The 22,579-nt window shown below is 46.3% G+C and carries 26 protein-coding genes; 1 reads left to right on the top strand and 25 read right to left on the bottom strand.

Going from position 1 to position 22,579, the window contains the following annotated elements; genetic code table 11:
• Position 1 precedes the first annotated feature (1 nt).
• Together der and BQ9856_RS09265 are read right to left on the bottom strand one after the other, a co-directional pair.
• Entirely contained in the window at positions 2-1,330 is a 1,329-nt protein-coding gene (gene der, locus BQ9856_RS09270) for a ribosome biogenesis GTPase Der (RefSeq protein WP_077610772.1), read from the bottom strand.
• A gap of 2 nt (positions 1,331-1,332) precedes the next feature.
• Complete coding sequence (locus BQ9856_RS09265) at positions 1,333-2,691, bottom strand: DUF512 domain-containing protein (protein ID WP_077610771.1); 1,359 nt, start codon at positions 2,689-2,691, stop codon at positions 1,333-1,335.
• A 202-nt stretch (positions 2,692-2,893) separates the two neighbouring features.
• Between BQ9856_RS09265 and BQ9856_RS09260 the strand changes: the two genes are divergently transcribed.
• Positions 2,894-4,072 carry a ribose-phosphate pyrophosphokinase gene (locus tag BQ9856_RS09260; RefSeq protein WP_077610770.1) on the top strand — a complete coding sequence of 393 codons (1,179 nt, stop codon included), beginning with the start codon at positions 2,894-2,896 and terminating at the stop codon, positions 4,070-4,072.
• A gap of 194 nt (positions 4,073-4,266) precedes the next feature.
• On the opposite strand, the gene pgeF is transcribed toward BQ9856_RS09260, so the two are convergent.
• From pgeF to rlmN, 23 genes are all read right to left on the bottom strand, one after another.
• Complete coding sequence (gene pgeF, locus BQ9856_RS09255; protein WP_077610769.1) at positions 4,267-5,118, bottom strand: peptidoglycan editing factor PgeF; 852 nt, start codon at positions 5,116-5,118, stop codon at positions 4,267-4,269.
• A gap of 62 nt (positions 5,119-5,180) precedes the next feature.
• Positions 5,181-5,525: a YraN family protein gene (locus BQ9856_RS09250; RefSeq protein ID WP_442855512.1), complete on the bottom strand. Its 345-nt coding sequence runs from the start codon at positions 5,523-5,525 to the stop codon at positions 5,181-5,183.
• Positions 5,526-5,596: 71 nt separating this feature from the next.
• Positions 5,597-6,244, bottom strand: a complete 648-nt coding sequence (locus BQ9856_RS09245; protein ID WP_077610768.1) for a ribonuclease HII — start codon at positions 6,242-6,244, stop codon at positions 5,597-5,599.
• Between the two features lie 122 nt (positions 6,245-6,366).
• Positions 6,367-7,209: a ribosome biogenesis GTPase YlqF gene (ylqF, locus tag BQ9856_RS09240; RefSeq protein WP_077610767.1), complete on the bottom strand. Its 843-nt coding sequence runs from the start codon at positions 7,207-7,209 to the stop codon at positions 6,367-6,369.
• 9 nt (positions 7,210-7,218) lie between these two features.
• On the bottom strand, positions 7,219-7,770 hold the full coding sequence (gene lepB, locus BQ9856_RS09235; protein WP_077613317.1) for a signal peptidase I: 552 nt from the start codon (positions 7,768-7,770) through the stop codon (positions 7,219-7,221).
• Positions 7,771-7,836: 66 nt separating this feature from the next.
• Complete coding sequence (gene rplS / locus BQ9856_RS09230; RefSeq protein WP_077610766.1) at positions 7,837-8,184, bottom strand: 50S ribosomal protein L19; 348 nt, start codon at positions 8,182-8,184, stop codon at positions 7,837-7,839.
• Positions 8,185-8,322: 138 nt separating this feature from the next.
• Complete coding sequence (gene trmD, locus BQ9856_RS09225; protein ID WP_077610765.1) at positions 8,323-9,069, bottom strand: tRNA (guanosine(37)-N1)-methyltransferase TrmD; 747 nt, start codon at positions 9,067-9,069, stop codon at positions 8,323-8,325.
• Positions 9,070-9,091: 22 nt separating this feature from the next.
• Positions 9,092-9,601, bottom strand: a complete 510-nt coding sequence (gene rimM, locus BQ9856_RS09220; protein WP_077610764.1) for a ribosome maturation factor RimM — start codon at positions 9,599-9,601, stop codon at positions 9,092-9,094.
• A gap of 137 nt (positions 9,602-9,738) precedes the next feature.
• Positions 9,739-9,966: a KH domain-containing protein gene (locus BQ9856_RS09215; RefSeq protein ID WP_077610763.1), complete on the bottom strand. Its 228-nt coding sequence runs from the start codon at positions 9,964-9,966 to the stop codon at positions 9,739-9,741.
• Positions 9,967-9,981: 15 nt separating this feature from the next.
• Positions 9,982-10,224, bottom strand: coding sequence for a 30S ribosomal protein S16 (gene rpsP / locus BQ9856_RS09210; RefSeq protein WP_077610762.1), 243 nt, complete (start codon positions 10,222-10,224; stop codon positions 9,982-9,984).
• A gap of 89 nt (positions 10,225-10,313) precedes the next feature.
• Positions 10,314-11,663: a signal recognition particle protein gene (gene ffh / locus BQ9856_RS09205; protein ID WP_077610761.1), complete on the bottom strand. Its 1,350-nt coding sequence runs from the start codon at positions 11,661-11,663 to the stop codon at positions 10,314-10,316.
• An 11-nt stretch (positions 11,664-11,674) separates the two neighbouring features.
• Positions 11,675-12,025, bottom strand: coding sequence for a YlxM family DNA-binding protein (gene ylxM / locus BQ9856_RS09200; protein ID WP_077610760.1), 351 nt, complete (start codon positions 12,023-12,025; stop codon positions 11,675-11,677).
• Between the two features lie 81 nt (positions 12,026-12,106).
• Entirely contained in the window at positions 12,107-12,787 is a 681-nt protein-coding gene (locus BQ9856_RS09195) for an alpha/beta fold hydrolase (RefSeq protein ID WP_077610759.1), read from the bottom strand.
• 11 nt (positions 12,788-12,798) lie between these two features.
• Positions 12,799-13,164, bottom strand: a complete 366-nt coding sequence (locus BQ9856_RS09190; RefSeq protein ID WP_077610758.1) for a VOC family protein — start codon at positions 13,162-13,164, stop codon at positions 12,799-12,801.
• A 211-nt stretch (positions 13,165-13,375) separates the two neighbouring features.
• The gene (serS, locus tag BQ9856_RS09185; RefSeq protein ID WP_077610757.1) at positions 13,376-14,665 is read right to left on the bottom strand and encodes a serine--tRNA ligase; all 1,290 of its coding nucleotides are present in this window, start codon (positions 14,663-14,665) and stop codon (positions 13,376-13,378) included.
• A gap of 135 nt (positions 14,666-14,800) precedes the next feature.
• On the bottom strand, positions 14,801-15,637 hold the full coding sequence (locus BQ9856_RS09180; RefSeq protein WP_077613316.1) for a pyridoxamine kinase: 837 nt from the start codon (positions 15,635-15,637) through the stop codon (positions 14,801-14,803).
• Positions 15,638-15,698: 61 nt separating this feature from the next.
• A complete protein-coding gene (locus BQ9856_RS09175) occupies positions 15,699-16,286 on the bottom strand; it encodes an ECF transporter S component (RefSeq protein ID WP_077610756.1) in 588 nt (195 codons plus the stop codon).
• Positions 16,287-16,382: 96 nt separating this feature from the next.
• A complete protein-coding gene (locus tag BQ9856_RS09170) occupies positions 16,383-17,045 on the bottom strand; it encodes a thiamine diphosphokinase (RefSeq protein WP_077610755.1) in 663 nt (220 codons plus the stop codon).
• A complete protein-coding gene (rpe, locus tag BQ9856_RS09165) occupies positions 17,042-17,704 on the bottom strand; it encodes a ribulose-phosphate 3-epimerase (RefSeq protein ID WP_077610754.1) in 663 nt (220 codons plus the stop codon). Before rpe ends, BQ9856_RS09170 begins: the two co-directional genes overlap by 4 nt.
• Position 17,705: 1 nt before the next feature.
• Positions 17,706-18,584, bottom strand: coding sequence for a ribosome small subunit-dependent GTPase A (gene rsgA / locus BQ9856_RS09160; protein WP_077610753.1), 879 nt, complete (start codon positions 18,582-18,584; stop codon positions 17,706-17,708).
• A 10-nt stretch (positions 18,585-18,594) separates the two neighbouring features.
• A complete protein-coding gene (pknB, locus tag BQ9856_RS09155) occupies positions 18,595-20,742 on the bottom strand; it encodes a Stk1 family PASTA domain-containing Ser/Thr kinase (protein WP_077610752.1) in 2,148 nt (715 codons plus the stop codon).
• Positions 20,739-21,467, bottom strand: coding sequence for a Stp1/IreP family PP2C-type Ser/Thr phosphatase (locus BQ9856_RS09150; RefSeq protein ID WP_442855511.1), 729 nt, complete (start codon positions 21,465-21,467; stop codon positions 20,739-20,741). The genes pknB and BQ9856_RS09150 overlap by 4 nt, the downstream gene beginning before the upstream one ends.
• Positions 21,468-21,504: 37 nt before the next feature.
• Positions 21,505-22,542 carry a 23S rRNA (adenine(2503)-C(2))-methyltransferase RlmN gene (rlmN, locus tag BQ9856_RS09145; RefSeq protein ID WP_077610750.1) on the bottom strand — a complete coding sequence of 346 codons (1,038 nt, stop codon included), beginning with the start codon at positions 22,540-22,542 and terminating at the stop codon, positions 21,505-21,507.
• Positions 22,543-22,579: the final 37 nt, after the last annotated feature.

The following is a 22,579-nucleotide window of genomic DNA, read 5'->3' as shown; positions in this document are numbered from 1 at the left end:
ATTACTGTTCCTTTCCGCTTCGTTCTCTGTATATAAACTTAAGCGATGTTCCCCGGAAGCCGAATGCATCCCGAATCTTATTTTCAATATATCTTGTATAAGAAAAGTGTGTCAGTTCTTTATCATTTATAAAGATTACAAAGGTCGGCGGCTTTACTGCAACCTGAGTGATGTAATAAAGCCTTAACCGTCTGCCTTTGTCAGACGGCGGCTGCTTTAGGGCCACGGCTTCTGTTATGATCTCGTTTAACACTCCGGTAGCTACCCGCAGGGTCTGGTTTTCCCGGACCATATCAATCAGTTCAAAGAGCTTATTCATCCTCAAACCGGTTTTTGCGGAAATAAACGCGAATTCCGCATAAGGCATAAAGGATAACGTATTTTTGATCTTATTCGTATATTCATAAATGGTCTTATCATTCTTTTCAATGGCATCCCATTTGTTTACCGCCACGATGATGCCTTTTCCCCGTTCATGGGCAATCCCTGCTATTTTGGCATCCTGTTCGGTCACGCCTTCCTCTGCATCGATAACCACCACAACAACATCTGCCCGTTCAACCGCCGTAACGGTGCGGATAATGCTGTAGCGTTCCAGTTCCTCTTTGATCTTGCTTTTCCGTCTGAGTCCTGCTGTATCAATGAATACATATTCCGTATCATTGTAAACGATTTCCGTATCCACTGCATCCCTGGTGGTACCTGCAATGTCTGAAACTATGACACGGTTTTCGCCCAAAAGCTGGTTTATAATAGAAGATTTTCCAACATTTGGTTTGCCTACAATGGCAATCCTCGGCCGGTCATCCGTTTCTTCTTCCATCTGTGCGGTATCGAAATATTTCGCCACTTCATCAAGAAGTTCCCCAAGCCCAAGCCTGGAGGCTGCGGATACCGGGACCGGATCCCCGATTCCCAGATTGTAAAACTCATACACATCGTTTCCGAACTTCTGGAAGCTGTCGACCTTATTGACCGCAAGCACCACAGGCTTCTGGGATTTCCGCAGCATGTCCGCAACCTTGGAATCCGCATCCACAAGCCCCTGGCGTACATCTACGATAAAAATGATGACATCTGCTGTGGCGATGGCAATTTCCGCCTGCTCCCGCATCTGAGAGAGAATGATATCACTGCTGTCAGGTTCAATACCGCCCGTGTCGATCAGCGTAAAATTCATGTCCAGCCAGGTACAGTCGGCATAGATCCGGTCCCTGGTGACGCCGGGCGTATCCTTTACAATAGAAATGGTATCGCCGGCCAAAACATTAAACAGCGTAGACTTCCCCACATTGGGGCGGCCTACGATGGCAACTACTGGTTTACTCATATTTATATCTCCTTTAATTCATATCCTTCATAAGAAGCCTCATTTTCTTCTACCGGCCCTAAAACTGCCTGTACAAAATCCTGACCGCTTGATTTTACAATATCTACCTGTACTTGTAAAGCCTTTTGTACATCCTGACGGGACAAGTCATCAAGAAACACCTCTTCTCCGCTTCGGAACATGCATTCCGGAAGCAGGAGCCTGTCCCCCAGGATCTGTCCTTTCAGCTGCCCGATCAGATCCTGTCCGGTAATCAAACCGGCCACGGTAATCTGCTCGCCGAAGAAAACATTGGTAATCGGATAAATATGGATGACCCGTCCCGGAAATTTTTCCTGAATCAGCCTGGCATGCTTTTCAATGAAAGGGGCTGCAAGCCTGCCGGTTGCAATGGAAATTTCCCCGGTTCTGCCATCACCTTCCATATCTTTTAAAGCAGCCCGGATCTCCTCCTCCAGAAGCCTGAGCATCCCAACTCCGTTTTCCAGCTGGATATACCCGTCATAACGGCTTTCTTCCGGCAGGGGCAATCCGGCCATAATATAAAATTCATCACTGGCGTGGATAAAATGGCAGCCATGTGTTTCATACAGTTTTTTCTGCCAGCGCTCCACGATGTCCAAAACCGCTTTTGCATCTTTTTTCGTGACCGGCTGCATAGGATACAGGCCATCCCGGTATTTGGATATCCCCACAGGGACTACAGAAACACTCTCCATATAAGGAAGGTACCCGGATAAATCTCTTATGGTCCGTTCCAGCTCCGCTCCGTCATTAACACCCTTGCACAATACAATCTGCCCGTTCATAGGGACTTTTGCCTCGTAAAGTATCCGGATCTTATCAAGAGCCTCGCCCGCAAACCGGTTATGAAGCATCTTACACCGTAAGGCAGGATTGGTGGTATGGACCGATATGTTGATCGGCGCCAGTTTGAATTTGATAATGCGCTCCATATCATGATCGCTCATATTGGTCAAGGTCACGTAGTTTCCCTGTAAAAAGGAAAGCCTGGAATCATCATCCTTAAAATAGAGGGTTTCCCTCATTCCAGGCGGCATCTGGTCAATGAAGCAAAAGATGCATTGGTTCCGGCATGAGCGGTATTCACTCATCAGGCCGTTCTCAAACGTAATTCCCAGATCTTCGTATTGGTTTTCTATTTCCAGTTCCCATTCTTCCCCGTTTTTCTTTTTCACCAACATGAGAATGGATTCACTGTTCCTATAATATTCATAATCAAAAATGTCTTCCAGTTCATGGCCGTCTATGGACAGGACCGCATCCCCGGGCTCCAGTTCCAGCTGGGAGGCGATAGAACCGGGATCGACTTCTTTTATGATATGTCCTCTTTTGCTCATTTCTATTTTACCTTTCTGAATCTATCCTATATATCATAACAAGATTGTTTCTCTTTGTAAAGGAAGCCTTTTTTGTTTTTTTCACTGAAATATGGAAAAGGCTATTGACGCATTCTGACAATCAATGGTATAAAAAGATGTAAGATTATAAAGCAGGCAGTCTTACGGCTGGCTGTTCATTTATTATGGAGGAATCTTTGTCATGGCAAATGATTATGTATTCAACGACCAGCTACCTGTTGCTCCCTTAAAGATCGCAGCGCTGGAAAGCTGCCGGGAACTGGCCAGGATGGTAAATGACCATATTGTCGGTTTCCGCAGAAATGATATCGAGGAACTGAAGCGCCGGGAAGCCGATCTTCACTACCGCGGATACGATATCGATTCTTATCTTCTTAAATGCGATTGCCCGCGTTTTGGAAGCGGAGAAGCAAAAGGCATCATCAAGGAGTCTGTTCGGGGTACGGACATCTTCGTGATGGTGGATGTCACCAATTACAGCATATCCTATACGGTCAATGGTTATACCAACCACATGTCCCCGGACGACCATTTTCAGGATTTAAAAAGAATACTCGGCGCATGCTGCGCGACTGCCCACAGGGTGAGCGTCATTATGCCGTTTTTATATGAAAGCCGCCAGCACAAAAGAACCAAACGGGAATCCCTGGACTGCGCTATGGCTTTGGAAGAGCTGGTTCATATGGGAGTCAGCAACATCATCACCTTCGATGCCCACGACCCACGCGTTCAGAACGCCATCCCGTTAAACGGATTTGACAACTTTATGCCGACCTACCAGTTTATAAAAGCCGTATTAAGGCAGTATTCGGACTTAAAGATCGACAAAGAGCATCTAATGGTCATCAGCCCGGATGAAGGTGCCATGGACCGGGCAGTATATCTGGCAAACAACTTAAGCGTCGATATGGGTATGTTCTATAAGAGACGCGACTATTCCAAAGTCGTAGACGGACGCAACCCCATTGTAGACCATGAATTCTTAGGTTCCTCCGTAGAAGGCAAAACCGTACTGATCGTAGACGACATGATATCCTCCGGCGAAAGCATGTTAGATACCGCGAAAGAACTAAAAGAGCGCAAAGCTGATAAGGTCATTGTCTGCTGCACCTTCGGCCTGTTCACCAGCGGTCTGGACAAGTTTGACGAATATTACAGCCGGGGTTACATTGACCGCGTTGTTACAACAAATTTAAATTACCGTCCGAAAGAATTACTGGAACGGGAATGGTATGTAGAAGCCGATATCAGTAAATACATAGCAGCCATTGTCAATTCATTAAATCACGACGTATCCATCAGCACCGCACTTTCATCAACAGAAAAAATACAGAAGCTTTTAAAGAAATACATGGCATAGCTACAAGCAGTGCGCCCATAAAAGCGGAAGAGCCAGGAAAAAAGCTTGTTTTTTTCCTGGCTCTTTTGCTTTTATGGGCATACGGCGACAGCCGTCCAGCGAGAAGGAGCGCAGCGGATTCGAGCTGGAGCACTGCTCCCTCACGGGATGCACAATCAAACTTTAAATCTTTTAAATCCTTTAATTCATTTAATTCATTTCACCCCCAAAAACCCCGCCAGATTCCCTCTCTCATTCCCCGAAGTCCGATGAGAAAACAGATAATCCGGATTGCAATGGGTACAAATATCCGTAACCTGAATATTCTCCCTTCTCACCCCTGCCTCCAGCAGCACGATCTCATTGGCCCTCCAAAGATCCAGCAAATATTTCCCATTCCCCTTCCGTCCCAATATCTCCCCCCAATACCTCCGGTCAAACCCTCTCATAAACTCCTCAGCAACGTCACTCCCCACCTCATAGCACTCCTTACAAATACTAGGCCCAATACAAGCGATCATATCCTCCGCCCTGCCCCCATACTCCTCCTCCATTTTCCTCACGGTAACAGCCCCCATACGCTTAACAGTCCCTCTCCACCCCGAATGGCTGAGCCCAACCGCCTTATGAACCGGATCCAGGAAATAAAGCGGCACACAATCCGCATAAAACGTCACCAAAGTAATACCGGGAACATCCGTAATCAACCCATCCACATCCTTATAATCCCGCTCCTTAACAACCCCTTTCCCTGCATCCTCTTCCGTCACCACCCGTACATTGGTCGTATGAGTCTGATAAGACAAAACCATTTTTTCCACATCAACCCCTAAAGCTTCTCCCATCCTCCTGTAATTCTCCATCACATGATCCGGATTATCTCCCCTAGTAAATGTAAAATTCATAGTAGCAAACTTCCCCTGGCTGACTCCCCCCATTTTCGTGGAAAACCCCTGCTTCACCACCCCGGTTTCCTCCAAAATCGGAAAGGACAGATAAGGTACATGCTCCACCACCTTATAATCCAATACCTTCTCCTTACCCTTACGCTTCCATATATCTTCCATCCATCACACCTCCTAAGTCAAAGCGGATATTCCCAATCCGATTCGCTACTTCCTTCATAAGGTTAAAATGCATCCTTAATGAGCCGGATTTCCTGCCCTAATATCGCCACCACATCAAACCTGCAGGGAACATCCTCCCCCAGATGATGCCGGTACAAATACCCCCGGGCCACATTCCTTATCTTCCTCTGCTTCTGAACATGCACTGCCTCAGCCGGATCCCCTTTTTCCAAATTCATCCGGTACTTTACCTCAACAAAAACAAAGTCTCTCCCATCCTTCGCAACGATATCGATTTCCCCCAACCGGTCCCGGTAATTCCGTTCCAGTATCACATACCCCACATCCTCCAAATATGCGGCTGCCACATCCTCAAACTGATTCCCGATCTCTCTATGATTCCTCAAAACCAATCCTCCCATTCCCCAATATAACCGGACAGGTCCCGTAAAATTCATTACGGAACCCGCATTTTTCATCATCCGGTAACCACAAAATTCTTAATAAAGCTGCGCCTGTGAATCGGACAAGGTCCAAGTTCCTTCAAAGCACCAATATGGGCAGCCGTTCCATACCCTTTATGTTTTGCAAAGCCATATTCCGGAAACAGTTTACCGTACTCTTCCATCATATGATCCCTGGTAACTTTTGCCATAATACTGGCTGCTGCTATGGACACGCTCTTAGCATCCCCCTTAATGATAGGAATCTGAGGAGTCGTAACTTGAGGAATCGTAACCGCATCGTTTAAAAGCACCTCCGGTTCCAAGCCCAATTTGCCTATAGCCTGCCGCATAGCCTCATAGGTAGCCTGCAAAATATTTATTTCATCAATCCGTTCTGCTCCAATCACTCCGACAGCAAAAGCTTCTGCCTTTTCCTGAATTTCAACAAATAATTCTTCCCGCCTTTTCTCCGACAGTTTTTTTGAATCATTCAAAAAAAGGATCTCACAATCCCTTGGCAGGATCACCGCGCCTGCTACAACCGGTCCTGCTAACGGTCCCCGCCCGGCCTCATCAATCCCGCAGACCAGAACATGTTTCTCATACCGGTATTCAAATTCCTTCATTTTCTCCAGCCGTTCCCGCTCTGACCGAAGCTTTTCTTCTGTTAATTTTCTCATTTTTTCCCGCTCCAATTCCATTCGTCAAAGCGGATATTCCCAATCCGCTTCGCTAATTGATAAGGTAAAAAAACAGGGCCGGCCCTTATTAAAAAGAGCCGGCTCTCATGTTGAAATACTGACTATTGTAAGGGAAACTCCAGCGTCAGGCGCCCCAGTTTTCCGCTCCGGAATTCATCAATAAATATATTGGAAGCCTTGGTCAGATCCAGTTCTCCGCCCTTTGCAAGGCATCCTCTGGCCCGCGCCACCTGCTTTAATGCCTCCAGCTCATCCTCTGTATTTATTTCATATCTCTCAGAAAGTACCTGCGGATATTCTTTTTTCAGGAACCGGATGAGTTCCATCGCCAGCTCATCCTTATTTAATATATCATCATTGATGGAACCAATGAGTGCCAGGCGGATTCCCACCTGCTGATCCTCAAACCTGGGCCACAGAATTCCTGGAGTATCAAGAAGCTCCAGGTTCTTATTCAGCCGGATCCATTGATTTCCCTTCGTCACCCCCGGTTTATTCCCTGTTTTCGCACATGCTTTTCCGGCAAACGAATTAATAAAGGTAGACTTCCCCACGTTAGGGATTCCCACCACCATGGCCCGCACCGGACGGTTTAAAATCCCTCTTCTGCGGTCACGTTCAATCTTCTCCTTACATGCCTCCTGAACAACGCCGCCTATCTGTTTCAGTCCCGCGCCGCTCCTGGAGTTCACCTTAACAACATGACAGCCCTGCGATTCAAAATAGGCTGCCCAGGCATTATTATAACGTTCATCCGCAAGATCGGATTTATTAAGCAGAACCATGCGCGCCTTCCCTGCTCCCAATTCATCGATATCAGGATTCCGGCTGCTTAAGGGAACTCTCGCGTCCACCAGTTCTATTATCAAATCAATTAATTTGATATCTTCCTTCATAGCCCTTTTGGCTTTGGTCATATGACCTGGATACCATTGTATATTCATAACATTCCTCTATTTCGAACGAATTAATTCCATCTTCACAAAAGGCAGCATCCGGAGCCATACTTTTCCCTGGATCTGACTGCCGCTTACGTTTCCGATATTGGAGAAACGGCTGTCTTCGCTGCTGTCTCTGTTGTCACCCAACAGAAAATATTCATCTTCCCCCAGCTTTATGGGCTTTTCCGCAAGTCCGGCCAGAGAAACCCGGCCTATGCCAGCCGGCTCTTTTAACTTCTCGCCATCAATATAGATTTCATCGTTTTTTATCTGCACGGTTTCTCCCGGCAGACCGATGACACGCTTTACATTCATTTTCTGGTCTTCTCTCTGAAATACTACCACATCAAACCGGCCCGGACGGCCAAAATCATAAACCAGCCGGTCCATCAAAACCACATCATCCGATGCAAGAAGAGGGATCATGGAATGACCCGCTACCACAATCTGTGTTCCATAAGCATAGACCAGGAACCATGCAAATGCAATTACTACAACAATGTCAACAACCCAGTTGACGACATGGCGGAGTTTATTATTGTCTTCACTATGATAAAAATCCATGTTTTCAAACACCCCACCTACTAAAGAAAGGGACAATTTTCATTGTCCCCCTCAACTGTTCCGGAATTATCTAACCAATTCTTTAACCTTAGCAGCTTTGCCTACTCTGTCTCTTAAGTAATTCAGTTTTGCTCTTCTTACTTTACCCTTTCTGACAACTTCGATGTTATCTACGGAAGGGGAATGCAATGGCCAGGTTTTCTCAACGCCGATCCCGTTAGAATTCTTTCTTACGGTAAATGTTTCTCTTGCGCCGCCATTCTGTCTCTTGATGACAGTTCCTTCGAAAATCTGAATTCTTTCACGGGTTCCCTCTTTGATCTTGTTGTATACCTTAACGGTATCACCAACGTGGAACTCCGGTACGGACTGCTTTAACTGTGCTGCTTCGATATTCTTAATAATTTCGTTCATTGTGTGAACCTCCTTGATTTTATTTGATGTTCTTAATACTTCATACTGAAATCCGTAACAGAGGACCATCGCCTTTTCATCACAACATTTTGTATTTTAACATAAAGGGACTTAGAATGCAAGTCCTTTCTTGCTTTATTATTCCCGATTTTCCAGCTCATTTTCAAGTTTTCTTAAATATTCCGCTTCTTTTTTTGTCAGGACCGCATCCCTTAAAAGATCAGGTCTTCGTTCCAGGGTCCGTTTGATGGATTGCTCCCGCCTCCAGGCATCAATATTTTTATGATGTCCGGATAAAAGGACTTCCGGAACCCTAAGCCCCCTATATTCTTCCGGTCTTGTATACTGAGGGTATTCCAGAAGGTTATCATGGAAGGATTCAAACTCAGCAGAGGTATCGTTGTTTAAGACTCCCGGGATCAATCTGGAAATGCAGTCGATCATAACCATGGCCGGAAGCTCGCCTCCCGTCAGCACATAGTCGCCGATGGAAAGATAATCCGTGGCAACCAGCTCCAAAGCTCTCTCATCAATTCCTTCATAATGTCCGCATAAAAAAACCAGGTCTTCTTCCTTCGCCAGCTCCTCCGCGATCTTCTGATTAAAAACCCTTCCCTGGGGAGTCATATAGATCACACGGGGCTTCTTCCCGATTCTCTCACACAAGGCATCATAAGCATCGCAGACCGGCATGGGCTGCATGACCATCCCTGCTCCGCCGCCATAGGGATAATCATCCACATGGCGGTGCTTGTCCGTGGAATATTCCCGGATATCAATGGCTTCGATGGAGAGCAGGCCTTTTTCTGCCGCTCTTCCGATTATGCTGGTATTTAAGCCGTTTTGGACCATCTCCGGAAATAACGTCAATATATGATAATTCATTTCTTATTTCCACTCCTCTATTTTAATCCAGAAGCCCATCCATAATGCGGACCGTGACAGTTCCTTCATCCAGATCCACGCTTAAAACACATTCTCTGATTGCCGGAAACAGGACTTCCTTCCCTTCCGCCGTTTTCACCTCATAGACATCATTTGCGCCTGTCTTAATCACATCCGTTAAGGTTCCGAATTGCCTTCCGTCCTCGGTGACCACACGAAGCCCGATTAAATCAACAATAAAATTTTCATCCGGCCCAAGTTCTACGGCCTGGTCTCTGGTGACCAGTAAGTCTTTCCCCTTGTATTTTTCAATCTCGTTTATGGAGTCATATCCTTTAAACTTAAGGATTGCCATATTTTTAAAAAATTTTACACCCTGGATTTCCAGCTCCAGATGCTCCCGTCCGGTATCAAGAATTACTTTTTTTAAATCTTTGAAACGGTTTATATCATCAGTCGTAGGATAAACCTTTACTTCTCCGCGAACCCCATGGGTGGAAGAAATCACGCCGACTCTTAACAAATTCTCCATCTATCTCTCCATATCATACAAAAGAAACCGGATATTGCTATCCGGCTTATTTCTGGACATTTACGCATGGACCTCCAACAGTAAAGTCAATCATGCCAAAAAAGACCGTCTTCCCGACAGGCCGGCGGTCTTTTAAGCTACTGGATTTCTACAGTAACCTTTTTGTCTTCTTTGGAAGCTGCTGCTTTTACAACAGAGCGGATAGCTTTTGCAATCCTGCCCTGTTTGCCGATTACCTTACCCATATCGGAAGGCGCTACCGTAAGTTCGAGGATAATCTCATCGTCTTTTATGGTCTCAGTAACAGCAACCTGATCCGGATTATCAACCAGTGCTCTTGCAATTACTTCTACTAATTCCTTCATATGCTTCACCTCTCACTACTGGATACCGGCGATCTTTAAAAGCTTGCTTACGACTTCTGTTGGCTGAGCACCTGTTGCTAACCACTTTTTAGCGTTCTCCTCATCAAACTTGATTACGCTTGGTTCTGTGGTAGGATCATAGTAACCAACTTCTTCGATGAATCTACCATCTCTTGGAGATCTGGAATCTGCAACTACAATTCTATAGAAAGGAGCCTTCTTCTGACCCATTCTTTTTAATCTCATTTTTACTGCCATTGTGAAATTCACCTCCTTAAATCTTGGATTCTGAAACTAATTTATAGCGAACGCAGAAATCTGCCTTGCTAACATCATGGTTTGAATGATTAAAACGGTAATTTCAGCTTGCCAAACAATCCGCCATGGCGCTTGCCGCCGCCTATCATGCCCGGAAGCTGTTTCATCATCTTCTTCATCTGCTCAAACTGCTTAACAATGCGGTTGACTTCACCGATATCCACACCGGCACCTTTTGCCACGCGCTGTTTCCTGGAAGCATTCTTCATAAGCTCCGGATTCGTCCGCTCTTTATTGGTCATGGAAAGAATGATCGCTTCCACCCGGTCCATAGCCTTTTCATCAATATCCGCATCCTTAAACTGTCCCATGCCGGGCATCATGCTCATGATACTTGCCATACCGCCCATTTTCTTAACCTGACTCATCTGTTCCAGGAAGTCATTGTAATCAAATTCCGCTTTACGCAGCTTCTGGGATAACTCTTTGGCCTTTTCTTCATCTACCTGGGTTTCTGCCTTTTCAATAAGGGAAAGGATATCACCCATACCGAGTATTCTGGATGCCATACGGTCCGGATAGAACTGTTCCAGATCCGAAAGCTTCTCGCCCATACCCACATAAAGAACCGGCTTCCCGGTCACCGCACGGATGGAAAGCGCCGCGCCGCCCCTGGTATCCCCATCCAGCTTGGTAATGATGACACCGTCAATTCCAATCTTATCGTTGAACATTCCTGCCACATTGACAGCATCCTGTCCTGTCATGGCATCAACTACCAGAATGGTCTGATGAACCTCTACGGCCTCTTTGATCTCAATCAGCTCGTTCATCATGTCCTCATCAATGTGAAGACGGCCTGCCGTATCCAGAATCACCACATTCTGGTCATTCTTTGCTGCATAGCCGACAGCAGCCTTTGCAATATCCGCCGGCTTGTGATTTTCCCCCATGGAAAATACCGGAACTCCCTGCTTCTCTCCATTAATCTGCAGCTGCTTAATGGCAGCCGGACGATAGATGTCACAGGCAACGAGGAGCGGTTTTCTGCCCTTTGCCTTTAATTTTCCGGCGATCTTGGCAGTGGTGGTGGTCTTACCGGCACCCTGGAGACCTGCCATCAAAATGATGGTCATATCGCTGGCAGGCTTTAACTGAATCTCAGTCATTTCAGAGCCCATCAGCTTTACCAGCTCTTCATTTACAATCTTTATTACCATCTGTCCCGGAGTCAGACTGTTTTGAACATCCTGTCCGATCGCCCGCTCCTGCACAGCACTGATAAACTGTTTTACAACCTTAAAGCTTACATCGGCTTCCAGCAAAGCCATCTTGACTTCTTTAAGAGCTGTTTTTACATCGGCTTCGGACAAACGCCCTTTGCCTCTCAAGTTCTTAAATACGTTCTGTAATTTATCGGATAAGCTCTCAAAAGCCATCTAACGCCCTCCTAATGAGCTTCCAGCTCGATGATTTCGCCCGATATCTCTTCGATGCGATGGATCAGATTCATGTTCTTCGTAACAGCAAATTCTTTTGTCAAACTCTGGATCTCTCTGGCCAGCTTTTTCGTCTGTTCAAACTTTTCCACCAAATGAAGCTTTTCTTCATAATCCTCCAGGATCTTATTGCACCGCTTTATCAGGTCATGAACCCCCTGGCGGCTGATTCCCTGTTCTTCTGCAATCTCGCTCAAAGACAGATCATAAAATACTACGTCTTCATAGATATGCCTTTGGTGTTCCGTTAAGAGAGCGCCATAGAAATCATATAATAATCCCTGCCTTGCAATCTTTTCCATATCATCACCTGTGATATTATACAATATATTTCATAAGGTGTCAAGTATTTTTTCTTTACACTCACATTTTCTTACCGGCTGTCAGTCATGATCCTGCGGCAGCGGTTTTAAAAGAAACCTTTTCATGAAGTGATAAAGCTTTCTGCTGTGGACAATATAACTGCCATGCCCCTCGCCCGGAAGAATCCGGAGACAGCTGTTTTTTATTTTTGAGGCAAGATAACGGGTATGGGATTCCCGGACCATGTCCCTTTCCCCCGCAAGCACCAGAGTAGGAATACAGATCTTCTCCAGCTGCGTTCCGGTAATCTGCGGTTCCTCAAGCATCATGCGGATCTTCGGGTCATGGCGAAACCTCTCGATCAGAGAGAAAAATATAAGCCAAAAGGCCTTTAGCCCCTGAGGAAAGGCATTGGCTCCGCAAAGCACCAGCTTCGAAAAAAGATCCGGATATCTGCTTGCAGCAAGGATTCCGATGATTCCGCCGTCGCTGAATCCGCAGTAAAACGGTTTTTCCAGCTTTAATGCCTTCACAAATCCCGCTACGTCTTCCGCCATTTCATCATAACCCAATGTCTCCACTCTGGAGCTCTTTCCATGATCTCTGGAATCCAGAGCGTAAACGGTATAGTCTTTTCTCAGCAGTTCTGCAGTTTCATTGAAAATCCCGTGATCCTCTCCGTTCCCATGGACGAGAATGACAGCCGGGCCGCTTCCTGACATCTCATAGAATAACGTGATTCCATTGACTTCAATATACACAGACCTTCTCCTTATTTGGCCGGAACGATTTCGATCCAGTAGCCGTCCGGATCACTGATGAAATAAATGCCCATACCCGGATTCTCAAAGCATATGACGCCCATCTCTTTATGTTTTTTATAGTATTCCTCATATTCATCTGTTTGAAACGCCAAATGGAATTCGCATTCCCCCAGATTATAGGCTTCTTTCCGTTCTGTCAAATAAGTGAGCTCCAGAGTGAAATCACTTTTACCGTCTCCCAAAAACACCAGTTTGAAGGAGCCATCCGCCGCTGCCTTTTCCCTTACAGGTACAAGCCCCAGGGCATCCTTATAAAACTTTAAGCTTCTTTCCAGATCAAGTACGTTGAAATTAAAATGATTAAATGCTATCATGCTTTCCGTCACTCCTTTTCCTTTTTTACCAAATAAGTTACCTTTTTTCGGCTAATATCTGCCTTCTGCCATATCTATCATAACATACTTATGATTCCACTTGTCAACCACAACCGTACATTTTCCGGCCGAAATGTCAAAAGAACCGCATCCGCCCCTATTAAAAGAAGGGCCCTGCCCTTCAAAAAGAGCCGGACCCTGATTAAATCCATTATTTCTTCGGAACAAGTGCTTTCATACCACCCATATATGGCTGTAAAACTTCGGGAATTTTTACCGCTCCGTCTGCCTGTAAGTTATTTTCCAGGAAAGCGATCAGCATTCTTGGCGGTGCGACTACGGTATTATTTAAAGTATGGGCAAAATATTTTCTGCCATCCTCTGCCGAAACACGGATCTTCAGTCTTCTTGCCTGAGCATCGCCTAAATTGGAACAGCTTCCAACCTCAAAATACTTCTTCTGTCTCGGAGACCACGCTTCCACATCAACAGACTTTACCTTCAAGTCAGCCAAATCTCCGGAACAGCATTCCAGGGTTCTTACCGGGATATCCAGGGAACGGAACAGATCAACGGTATTCTGCCATAATTTCTCATACCAGTCCATGCTTTCTTCCGGTCTGCAGACAACGATCATTTCCTGCTTTTCAAACTGGTGGATGCGGTATACGCCGCGTTCCTCCAGGCCGTGAGCGCCTTTCTCCTTGCGGAAGCATGGAGAGTAGCTGGTCAGGGTCTTCGGAAGTGCTTCTTCCGGAAGGATGGTATCAATAAACTTTCCGATCATGGAATGCTCACTGGTACCGATCAGATATAAATCTTCCCCTTCGATCTTATACATCATGGCATCCATCTCAGCAAAGCTCATAACACCGGTCACTACTTCACTGCGGATCATGAACGGCGGAACGCAATAAGTGAATCCGCGGACGATCATAAAATCCCTTGCATAAGAAATGACGGAAGAATGAAGCCTTGCAATATCGCCCATCAGATAATAAAAACCGTTGCCGGCCACTTTTCTTGCGCTGTCAAGGTCAATTCCATCAAAGCTTTCCATGATTTCTGTATGGTAAGGCACCTCGAAGTCAGGGACCACCGGCTCGCCATAACGCTGCACTTCTACATTCTCACTGTCATCTTTTCCGATTGGTACGCTCGGATCAATGATATTCGGAATGGTCATCATGATCTTTTTGATTCTTTCTTCCAGGTCACGTTCCTTTTCTTCCAGCTGGGCCAGATGTTCAGAAGCATCGGTTACTTTCTTCTTCATCTCCTCCGCTTCTTCCTTCTTCCCCTGTCCCATCAAGGCGCCAATCAGTTTGGAAAGTTTGTTGCGCTCAGCTCTCAAGACATCCCCTTCCTGCTTTGCCGCGCGGTTCTGCTCATCCAGTTCAATGACTTCATCGACCAAAGGCAGCTTGCTATCCTGAAACTTGTTTTTAATATTTTCCTTTACAATCTCAGGATTTTCTCTTACAAACTTTAAATCTAACATGGTATTCCTCCTGGTTTCTCCTCAATATTCTCCGCGGAAATAATCCCGCATAATAATCTGCCGTTGATTATACTACAAAAAAAGGGCAAAGAAAAGCCCTTTTCCTAAAAATTCCTGTATCTTGTCCTATTCTGATCAATGAATGAGCAAATGAAGGATCTCTTCAAAGCACACTCCGTTATTTACCGGAATATTTAATTCGTCTGATTTTTTAATACAGTTCTTGACAAAATAGCCCGCTTTTTTTACCGCCTCCCTTAAGGGAACCCCTTTTACGGTTTGTGCTGCGATGATGGAAGCAAACACATCCCCGGTTCCGGGCCGCTCACACCCCACATGAAGGGAACGCAGAAAGCCGGCCGGCCCGCTCTTATCTGCCACTACGTTGGTTACATAGCTGCCCTCTTTTACTCCTGTGATCACCACTGCTTCCGGCCCCATATTCCTTATTTCCTCTGCCATTTTTAGAAGCTCGGAACGCTTCCAGCCGCCGGTCCGGTATTCCCTTCCGGTCAGAATACAGGCTTCCGTCAGGTTTGGTGTTACAATATCCCCAAAACCAACCAGTTCTTTCATACGGCTGCACATCTTTGGCGTATACGTCTGATAAGCTTTTCCGTGATCACCCATAATGGGATCAATGATTACCTTTGTTACCGGTGTACGAAACTCTTTTATCATATCAATGACGATCGTAATCTGTTCCTCTGATCCCAAAAAACCGCTGTATATCCCGTCAAACGCCAGTTTCAGCTTTTTCCACTGTTCAATGTAAAGAGGCATTTTATCCGTATAGTCATCAAAAAAATAACTTGGAAATCCGGTATGATTGGAAAGAATCGAGGTCGGAACCGGACAGCACTGGACCTTCAGGGCGGAGAGGATGGGAATAGCCACTGTCAAAGAACAGCGGCCATACCCCGACAGATCATTAATGACTGCAATTTTTTTCTGTTGCTTCCCAGATGCCATAAAAATTTCCTCTTTTCCGCCCATGCTTTTTGGGCATAAAGGTATCCCCGAAGGGTACTTCCTAACAAATTTTTGCGAATAATCCCGACCTGACCAAAGCATTTCGAAGCGGTAAATAAATGATCACGGAAACAATGGCTGAAGTCACGGCATTGATGGAAGTGGATGCAATATTCCATGCGAGTGCCAGCTCAGCCGCCGGTTTTCCCAAAATGAGCAGCTTATAATAATAACCTACCAGAGGATCAAAAATTACATTGAACAGCAAGCCGCCGACTGCCGCTATTATAGTCCAGGTAAGTATGTGCTTCTGGTCGGTTGATTCATTGATCCTGCCGATCCTATGGGCCAGCAATCCGGTTATAAGGCCGATGCACAATTTTAACAGAAAAGTTTTTGGTGCATAAACCACATAAACCGGGTCAAAGAGATCCCCGATGGTCATGCCGATCGCTCCGCCTAATCCACCATAAAGTCCTCCCAGCAGAAGAGCTCCCAAAACACAGACGGCATTCCCGAGATGAATGGACGTGGCATCTCCGCCCGGAAGCGTGATCTTAAACTGCAGAAACGTGAATACCACATAGGACATGGCTGCAAACAGCCCGGTCAGTGAAAGCCTATAGATTCGTTGATTCATTTTACTCATTGGTAATTCCTCCCTTAATGCTATGATTGTTCCTAATCTTAGCACGCAAGTGGAGTGATATAAATATCCAGTTTCGATATATTAAACCATACCAGTTTAATCGTGGGATTCCACACAGATAAGCGTTCCGGAATCAAAGTCGATTGTGCCTTTTTCGCCCGTCAGTTCATTGCTGATACAGAGGCTGGTTCCTATATCAATATCCTTTTTATGGAGAGGGTATTTAAAACCGGTCAAAGTGATCCCCTTTACTTCCCCGCTCAAGGGAAGAAAGGAGATGTATTTTCCCTTTACCTCCTCTGCAGCAAACGTCCGTCCCCGATCCAGTACCGTGATCCAGTTTTTTTCGTCTGCAATGGCAGCCTCCACACCTTTTTTCAGGCAGGCATAAAGAAGATGGATATTGCCAATGAAATGGTCCATCCTCCCCCCTGTGGCGCCCAGCAGAATCAATTTTGTACAGCCAAGCTTTATGGCGGTATCCAGGGCCAGCTCGGTATCGGTTTCATCCTTTTCCGGTCTGTGGATCTCCCATGTAATCTCATCCGGGCAGCTTTTATATTCCGCTAAGACTTCCGGATCCACCGTATCAAAGTCTCCCACAATCGCATCCGGCTTTAAATGAAGCTTATGGAGAGAGGCAAGCCCGCCATCCACAGCAATCACTTTATCAAATGTCCTGTTCTCCAAAAATCTGCCGGCAAATCCATAGTTCATGGTGCCTCCGGTAACAATCAAACCTGTAATTTCTTTCTTCACCCTTCATATTCCTCAAATATTTTTAAAAATGCCTTTGTATTGGCTGCCGCATCCCCTTTGAATACGGCTGAACCGGCCACAAATACGTTAGCGCCTGCTTCAATCAGCTCTCTCACGTTATCGCAGGTCACTCCTCCGTCAACCTGAATGTCAGTTTGAAGGCCCCGTTCCCTGCACATGCTTCTTAACGCCCTCACCTTATCCAGGGTGTATGGGATGAATTTCTGTCCGCCAAAGCCTGGGTTTACGGTCATGATTAAGACCATATCCACTTCTCCCAGAATGCAGTCAAGAACAGACAGGGGAGTTGCCGGATTAAGTGCCACCCCGGTCTTTAACCCCGCTTCCTTAATCTGGTTAACGGTGCGGTCCAAATGGGTACACGCCTCGGCATGTACGCAGATGAGATCTGCTCCCGCTTCCTTTAAGTCATTCACATATCTCCCTGGTTCCTCTACCATCATATGAACATCGAATACCCGGTCAGTGCAGCTGCGCAGGCTGCCGATCACAGGCATTCCAAATGAAATGCTGGGAACAAAAGCCCCATCCATCACATCCAGATGGATATAATGAGCGCCTGCCGCCGCTGCATCCGACACCTGCTGTCCCAGATTTTTAAAGTCCGCCGCTAATATAGAAGGGGCAAGTTTTAGCATATTAGTATCTCCTTTTTTCTTTTAGTTCCTGGTATAAAAGCCGGTAGTTCTCATATCGGCTATGACTGATTTTTCCTTCTTCCACTGCATTCTTTACGCCGCAGACGGTTTCCCCAATATGAACACAGCCCAAAAATCTGCAGTTTTCTTCATAAGGTTCAAATTCCGGAAAATAGTCCTTCAGACGGATACACTCCATATCCTCCATGTACATGGAACTGAATCCCGGCGTATCCATCATGTACGTGTCCCGTCCGATGCCAAAAAGCTCGGAATGCCTGGTGGTATGCTTTCCTCTTTGGATTTTCTCACTGATATTTGCAGTCTCCATCTCAGCCTGGGGGTAAAGAAGATTGGTGAGAGATGACTTTCCAACTCCGGATGGTCCTGCCAGAACCGTAGTTTTTCCAAGGACCAGCGTCCGGATCCCATCGATCCCCCGGTTATCATAGGTACTGGTAAAATATACGGGATATCCCGCCGCCCCGTAGATATCCCGGAGAGCTTGTCTTTTTTCATCGCCTGTTAAATCAATCTTGTTAAAACAGATACTTACAGGAACCTCCTGGACTTCCATCATGACCAGAAAACGGTCCAGCAGATTTAAATTCGGCTCCGGATGAGTAATGGAAAAAAGCACCAGAGCCTGATCCACATTGGCCACGGCCGGACGGATCAAGGCATTTTTTCTGGGCAGGATCTGATCAATGTTTCCTTTCATTTCCAGTTTATCCAGAACAGAAATTTCCACATCATCTCCAACCAGAGGCTTTACATTTTTATTGCGGAAAATGCCTTTCGCCTTGCATTCATATAAATTTTCGTCCGTGCCGTGCACATAATAAAATCCTGCGATTCCTTTCAAAATTTTACCTGTCATATACCATTCCTTAAGATTGGGGGACCGGGATAAATGTGATGGAATAGGAATTAATCACATCGCCTGTCTCTACATTTACGATTTCAACTGTACCGTTTGTAACACCGTAAGCGCCTTCTATATTTTTAAACGATACCGGCAGCAGCTGGTCACCTGTCATAGTGACAGGACCCATGAGCTCCCTGACCTCATCCTTTCCATTCACCCATTGCCTTAACTGTATCTTTAAGGTAAGCTGGGTGCTGCCTGAACCAGGTCCGATGATGTTCTGCAGGGAATAGGATTTGTCAATGGAAGCCAGATATTTGTATTTGGCCTGCTGGGCAGTTCCGCTGCTGATCACATAATTAACAGCTGTCCCTGATTCTACCTGGCTGCCTGCTGTTACAGACTGGCTGATGACGCTGCCCATGGCTACGGTCTCAGAAGTTGCTTCTGTGACCGTACCCTGGACAAGTCCTACGTCAGCCAGCATTTCAATGGCAACCTCCTGGGTCTGACCGGAAATGTCCGGTACGGTAACCGGATTCACCAGGACAGGCCCGCTGCTTGAGACCAGTGTCACCGTCTCACCTTCTTTCGCTTCACTCGGACTGAAACTGATCACGTATCCGGCCGTCACCGTATCACTGTTCTTCTGCTCCACATTGACTACCAGGCCTTTGTCCTCCAGAGCTGTCTTTGCGGATGCGGCATCCATTTTTTCCAGACCGAGCTGGGTCAAATCAATGGTGGCATGTTCCGGTCCTTTGCTTATCACGACATAAACGGCTGAATACTTGTCAACCACCGTACCTTCCGATGGCTTTTGGGATACCACATCCCCTTCATCGACCGTATCGTCATACACGTAGTCGCTTGTTTTCATATACAGACCGCCGCTGTCCTTTAACTTCTGTTCTGCAATATCAGCCGCCAGTCCCAGCACATCCGGCATCTTCACCTTCTTATCGCTTAAGGTTTCTTCCGCAGAAGTCTCTAAGGCTGATTCTGATTCCTTAGAGGAACCGGAACGGAACAGACCGCTCACCTTGGAAAATACAATAATAAGTACAATCACAATAATGATGGCAACGACAACGCCTGCAGCGGTCAACAATTTTTCAATCCTGGGATTGATATCATCTTCTGACTCCTGCCTTCTGGTTCTGCTGCCGCCTGCAGGTGCATTGCCGTTTCTTTCCGGCCGCTGTTCCTGTTTTCGGATCCCGTTCCGGTTCACAGATGGATCTGCCTGTACCTTGCGGCCGGAACGGATCTGTTCCAGCTCGGGCTTCCCGATGACCACAGTCTGGGAGTCATCCACCTGGGAATTGTACTGAACAAAATCCCCGTCCGGATTAACAAGCGCCTTTCGCAAATCCGTTATGACCTCATGCATGCTTCCATAACGGTACTCCGGTTTCTTCTCGGTGCATTTTAAAATGATATTTTCAAGTCCTACGGGAATGCTCTCATTATAGAAGCTGGGCGGTGTTATGGGGTCTTCCAAATGAGCCAGGGCAACTGTTACCGTATTGTCCCCCTGAAACGGGACCCGGCCGGCCACCATCTCATACATGGTGATGCCCAGGGAATAAATATCGCTTCTGACATCGCTGTAACCGCCTCTTGCCTGTTCTGGCGATATGTAGTGTACGGAGCCTACGGCAGTGGCGTTCAGTGTCTGGGATGAGGCAGCCCGCGCGATCCCGAAATCCGCCACCTTCAACTTTCCGTCTCTCGCAATAATAATGTTCTGAGGCTTGATATCCCGGTGTATGATTCCCTGCTCATGAGCGGCTGCAATTCCCTGAGCAACGGAAATCGCAGCCCCGATGGCTTCCTTCACCTCCAGGCAGCCCTTTTTGGATATATAGTTTTTTAACGTAATTCCTTCGATCAGCTCCATAACAATGTAATGGAGATCTCCCTCATCCACAACATCGTAGATATTCACAATGTTCGGGTGGGAAAGGCAGGCAGCCGACTGGGCCTCCATTTTGAACTTACTGACAAATCCACTGTCCGAACTGAATTCTTCCTTTAATACCTTTATGGCAACGGGGCGGTTTAATTTATGGCACAGGGCCTTATACACATCTGACATACCGCCGGAACCGATCTGCTCCAGTATTTCATACCTGTCCTGTAAAAATGTCCCCGGTCTTAAGATCATAAGCTTACCTCCCTGCCAATCTGCGGATCAATTAAAACAACAGCAATATTGTCTTTTCCTCCATTGTCATTGGCTACTGTAATTAATTTTTCTGCCTTTTCCGGCAATTCCAGTTCTGAGCAGATAATTTCTTCCATCTCAGCGTCCTCAAGCATATTGCTGAGTCCATCGGAACACATGAGTACATAATCCCCCGGCTCCAGGCTGACTTCAAAAAAATCAATCTCCAGCTTATCCTCTGTACCAACCGCTCTTGTAATGATATTCTTTTTTTCACAGTAATCCCGGCTCCCCCGTTCCAGCTGGCCCAAAGAAACCAGCTCTTCTACGAAGGAATGATCTTTTGTAATCTGTTTTAACTGATTCCTTACCAGATACAGCCGGCTGTCTCCTACATTGGCAACATACATGGTGGAGTCCTCAACAACTGCCGTTACCAGTGTTGTTCCCATGCCGTTTAATTCTGCCTTTTCTAAGGATTCCTGATACAGCATACCGTTAACCTTCTGTATTCCTTCCCGAAGAAGCGGAATAATCTGGGACGGCTTTGCCTGTTTTAAATAGGCCACCAGATTTTCGGCAATATATCTGGAAGCGTAATCCCCGGCCTGATGGCCGCCCATCCCGTCTGCGACTAAAAAAAGATTGGGCAGTACGCCCACAGACTCTGTTGAGGCATAGACGTAATCCTGATTGGCCGTTCGGACTCTTCCAGTATCTGTCATAGCGCAAGCCTTCATCGTTTCATTCTCACTTCCCTCTTTATTCCTGACTTAAAAAGCTCTTTCTCAGCTGTCCACATGCTCCGTTGATATCCCGGCCCATTTCTCTTCTTATAGTAACATTTATTCCGTTTTTTTCAAGAAGATTTTTAAAAGCTTCTATGGCTTTCCGGTCTGACTGCACGTAATTCCGTTCTTTGATTGGGTTTACCGGAATCAGATTGACATGTCCATGCTGGTTCTTTAACAGAGCCGCAAGTGCCGCCGCTTCATTCAGGTTGTCATTGACGCCGCTTACAAGGCTGTACTCGAATGTAAGCCGCCGTCCGGTTTTTTCAAAATAAGTCTGACAGGCATGCAGCACATCCTTTAATGGGTAACGGTTGGCTACAGGCATCAGGGTCTTACGAACCTCATCATCTGGTGCATGCAGGGATAAGGCCAGAGTGATCTGAAGATTTTCCTCCGCAAGTCTTAAAATTTCCGGAACAATGCCGCAGGTGGATACGGTTACGTTACGCTGGCTGATATTCAGTCCGTTTTCATCGGTAAGAAGACGGATGAACGAAACCAGATTATCATAATTGTCCAAAGGCTCCCCGGACCCCATAACCACCACATTGGAAACCCGTTCTCCAGTTATTTTCTGGATCCGGTAAATCTGATCCAGCATCTCTGACGGCCTCAAATTCCGTTCCAGCCCGTCAAGGGTTGAGGCGCAGAACCGGCAGCCCATACGGCAGCCCACCTGGGATGAAATGCATACCGAATTCCCGTGCTTATATCTCATCAGAACGCTCTCAATGATATTCCCATCCGAAAGGCCGAATAAGTATTTTCTCGTTCCGTCTATTTTCGATATCTTTTCCTCTACAACAGTAAGGGAAACAAATGCTGCTGACTGCAGCAATTTTTCTTTCAGAGATTTGGGAAGATTGGTCATCTCATCAAAATCAGCCGCCAGCTTCCGGTGCATCCACTCGTAGAGCTGTTTTGCGCGGAATGGCTTTTCACCAATGGACACCATATACGATGTCAGTCTCTCCAGATCAAGAGATTTTATATCTGTTTTTTCCATTCTATTTCCCTCTGTTCTGCCCACGTTTTTTGGCAGG

It is taken from the genome of Clostridium sp. Marseille-P2415, from assembly GCF_900155545.1.
In the GTDB taxonomy this organism is placed as follows: Bacteria; Bacillota; Clostridia; order Lachnospirales; family Lachnospiraceae; genus Lacrimispora.
This window is presented reverse-complemented; position numbering and strand designations above follow the sequence as displayed.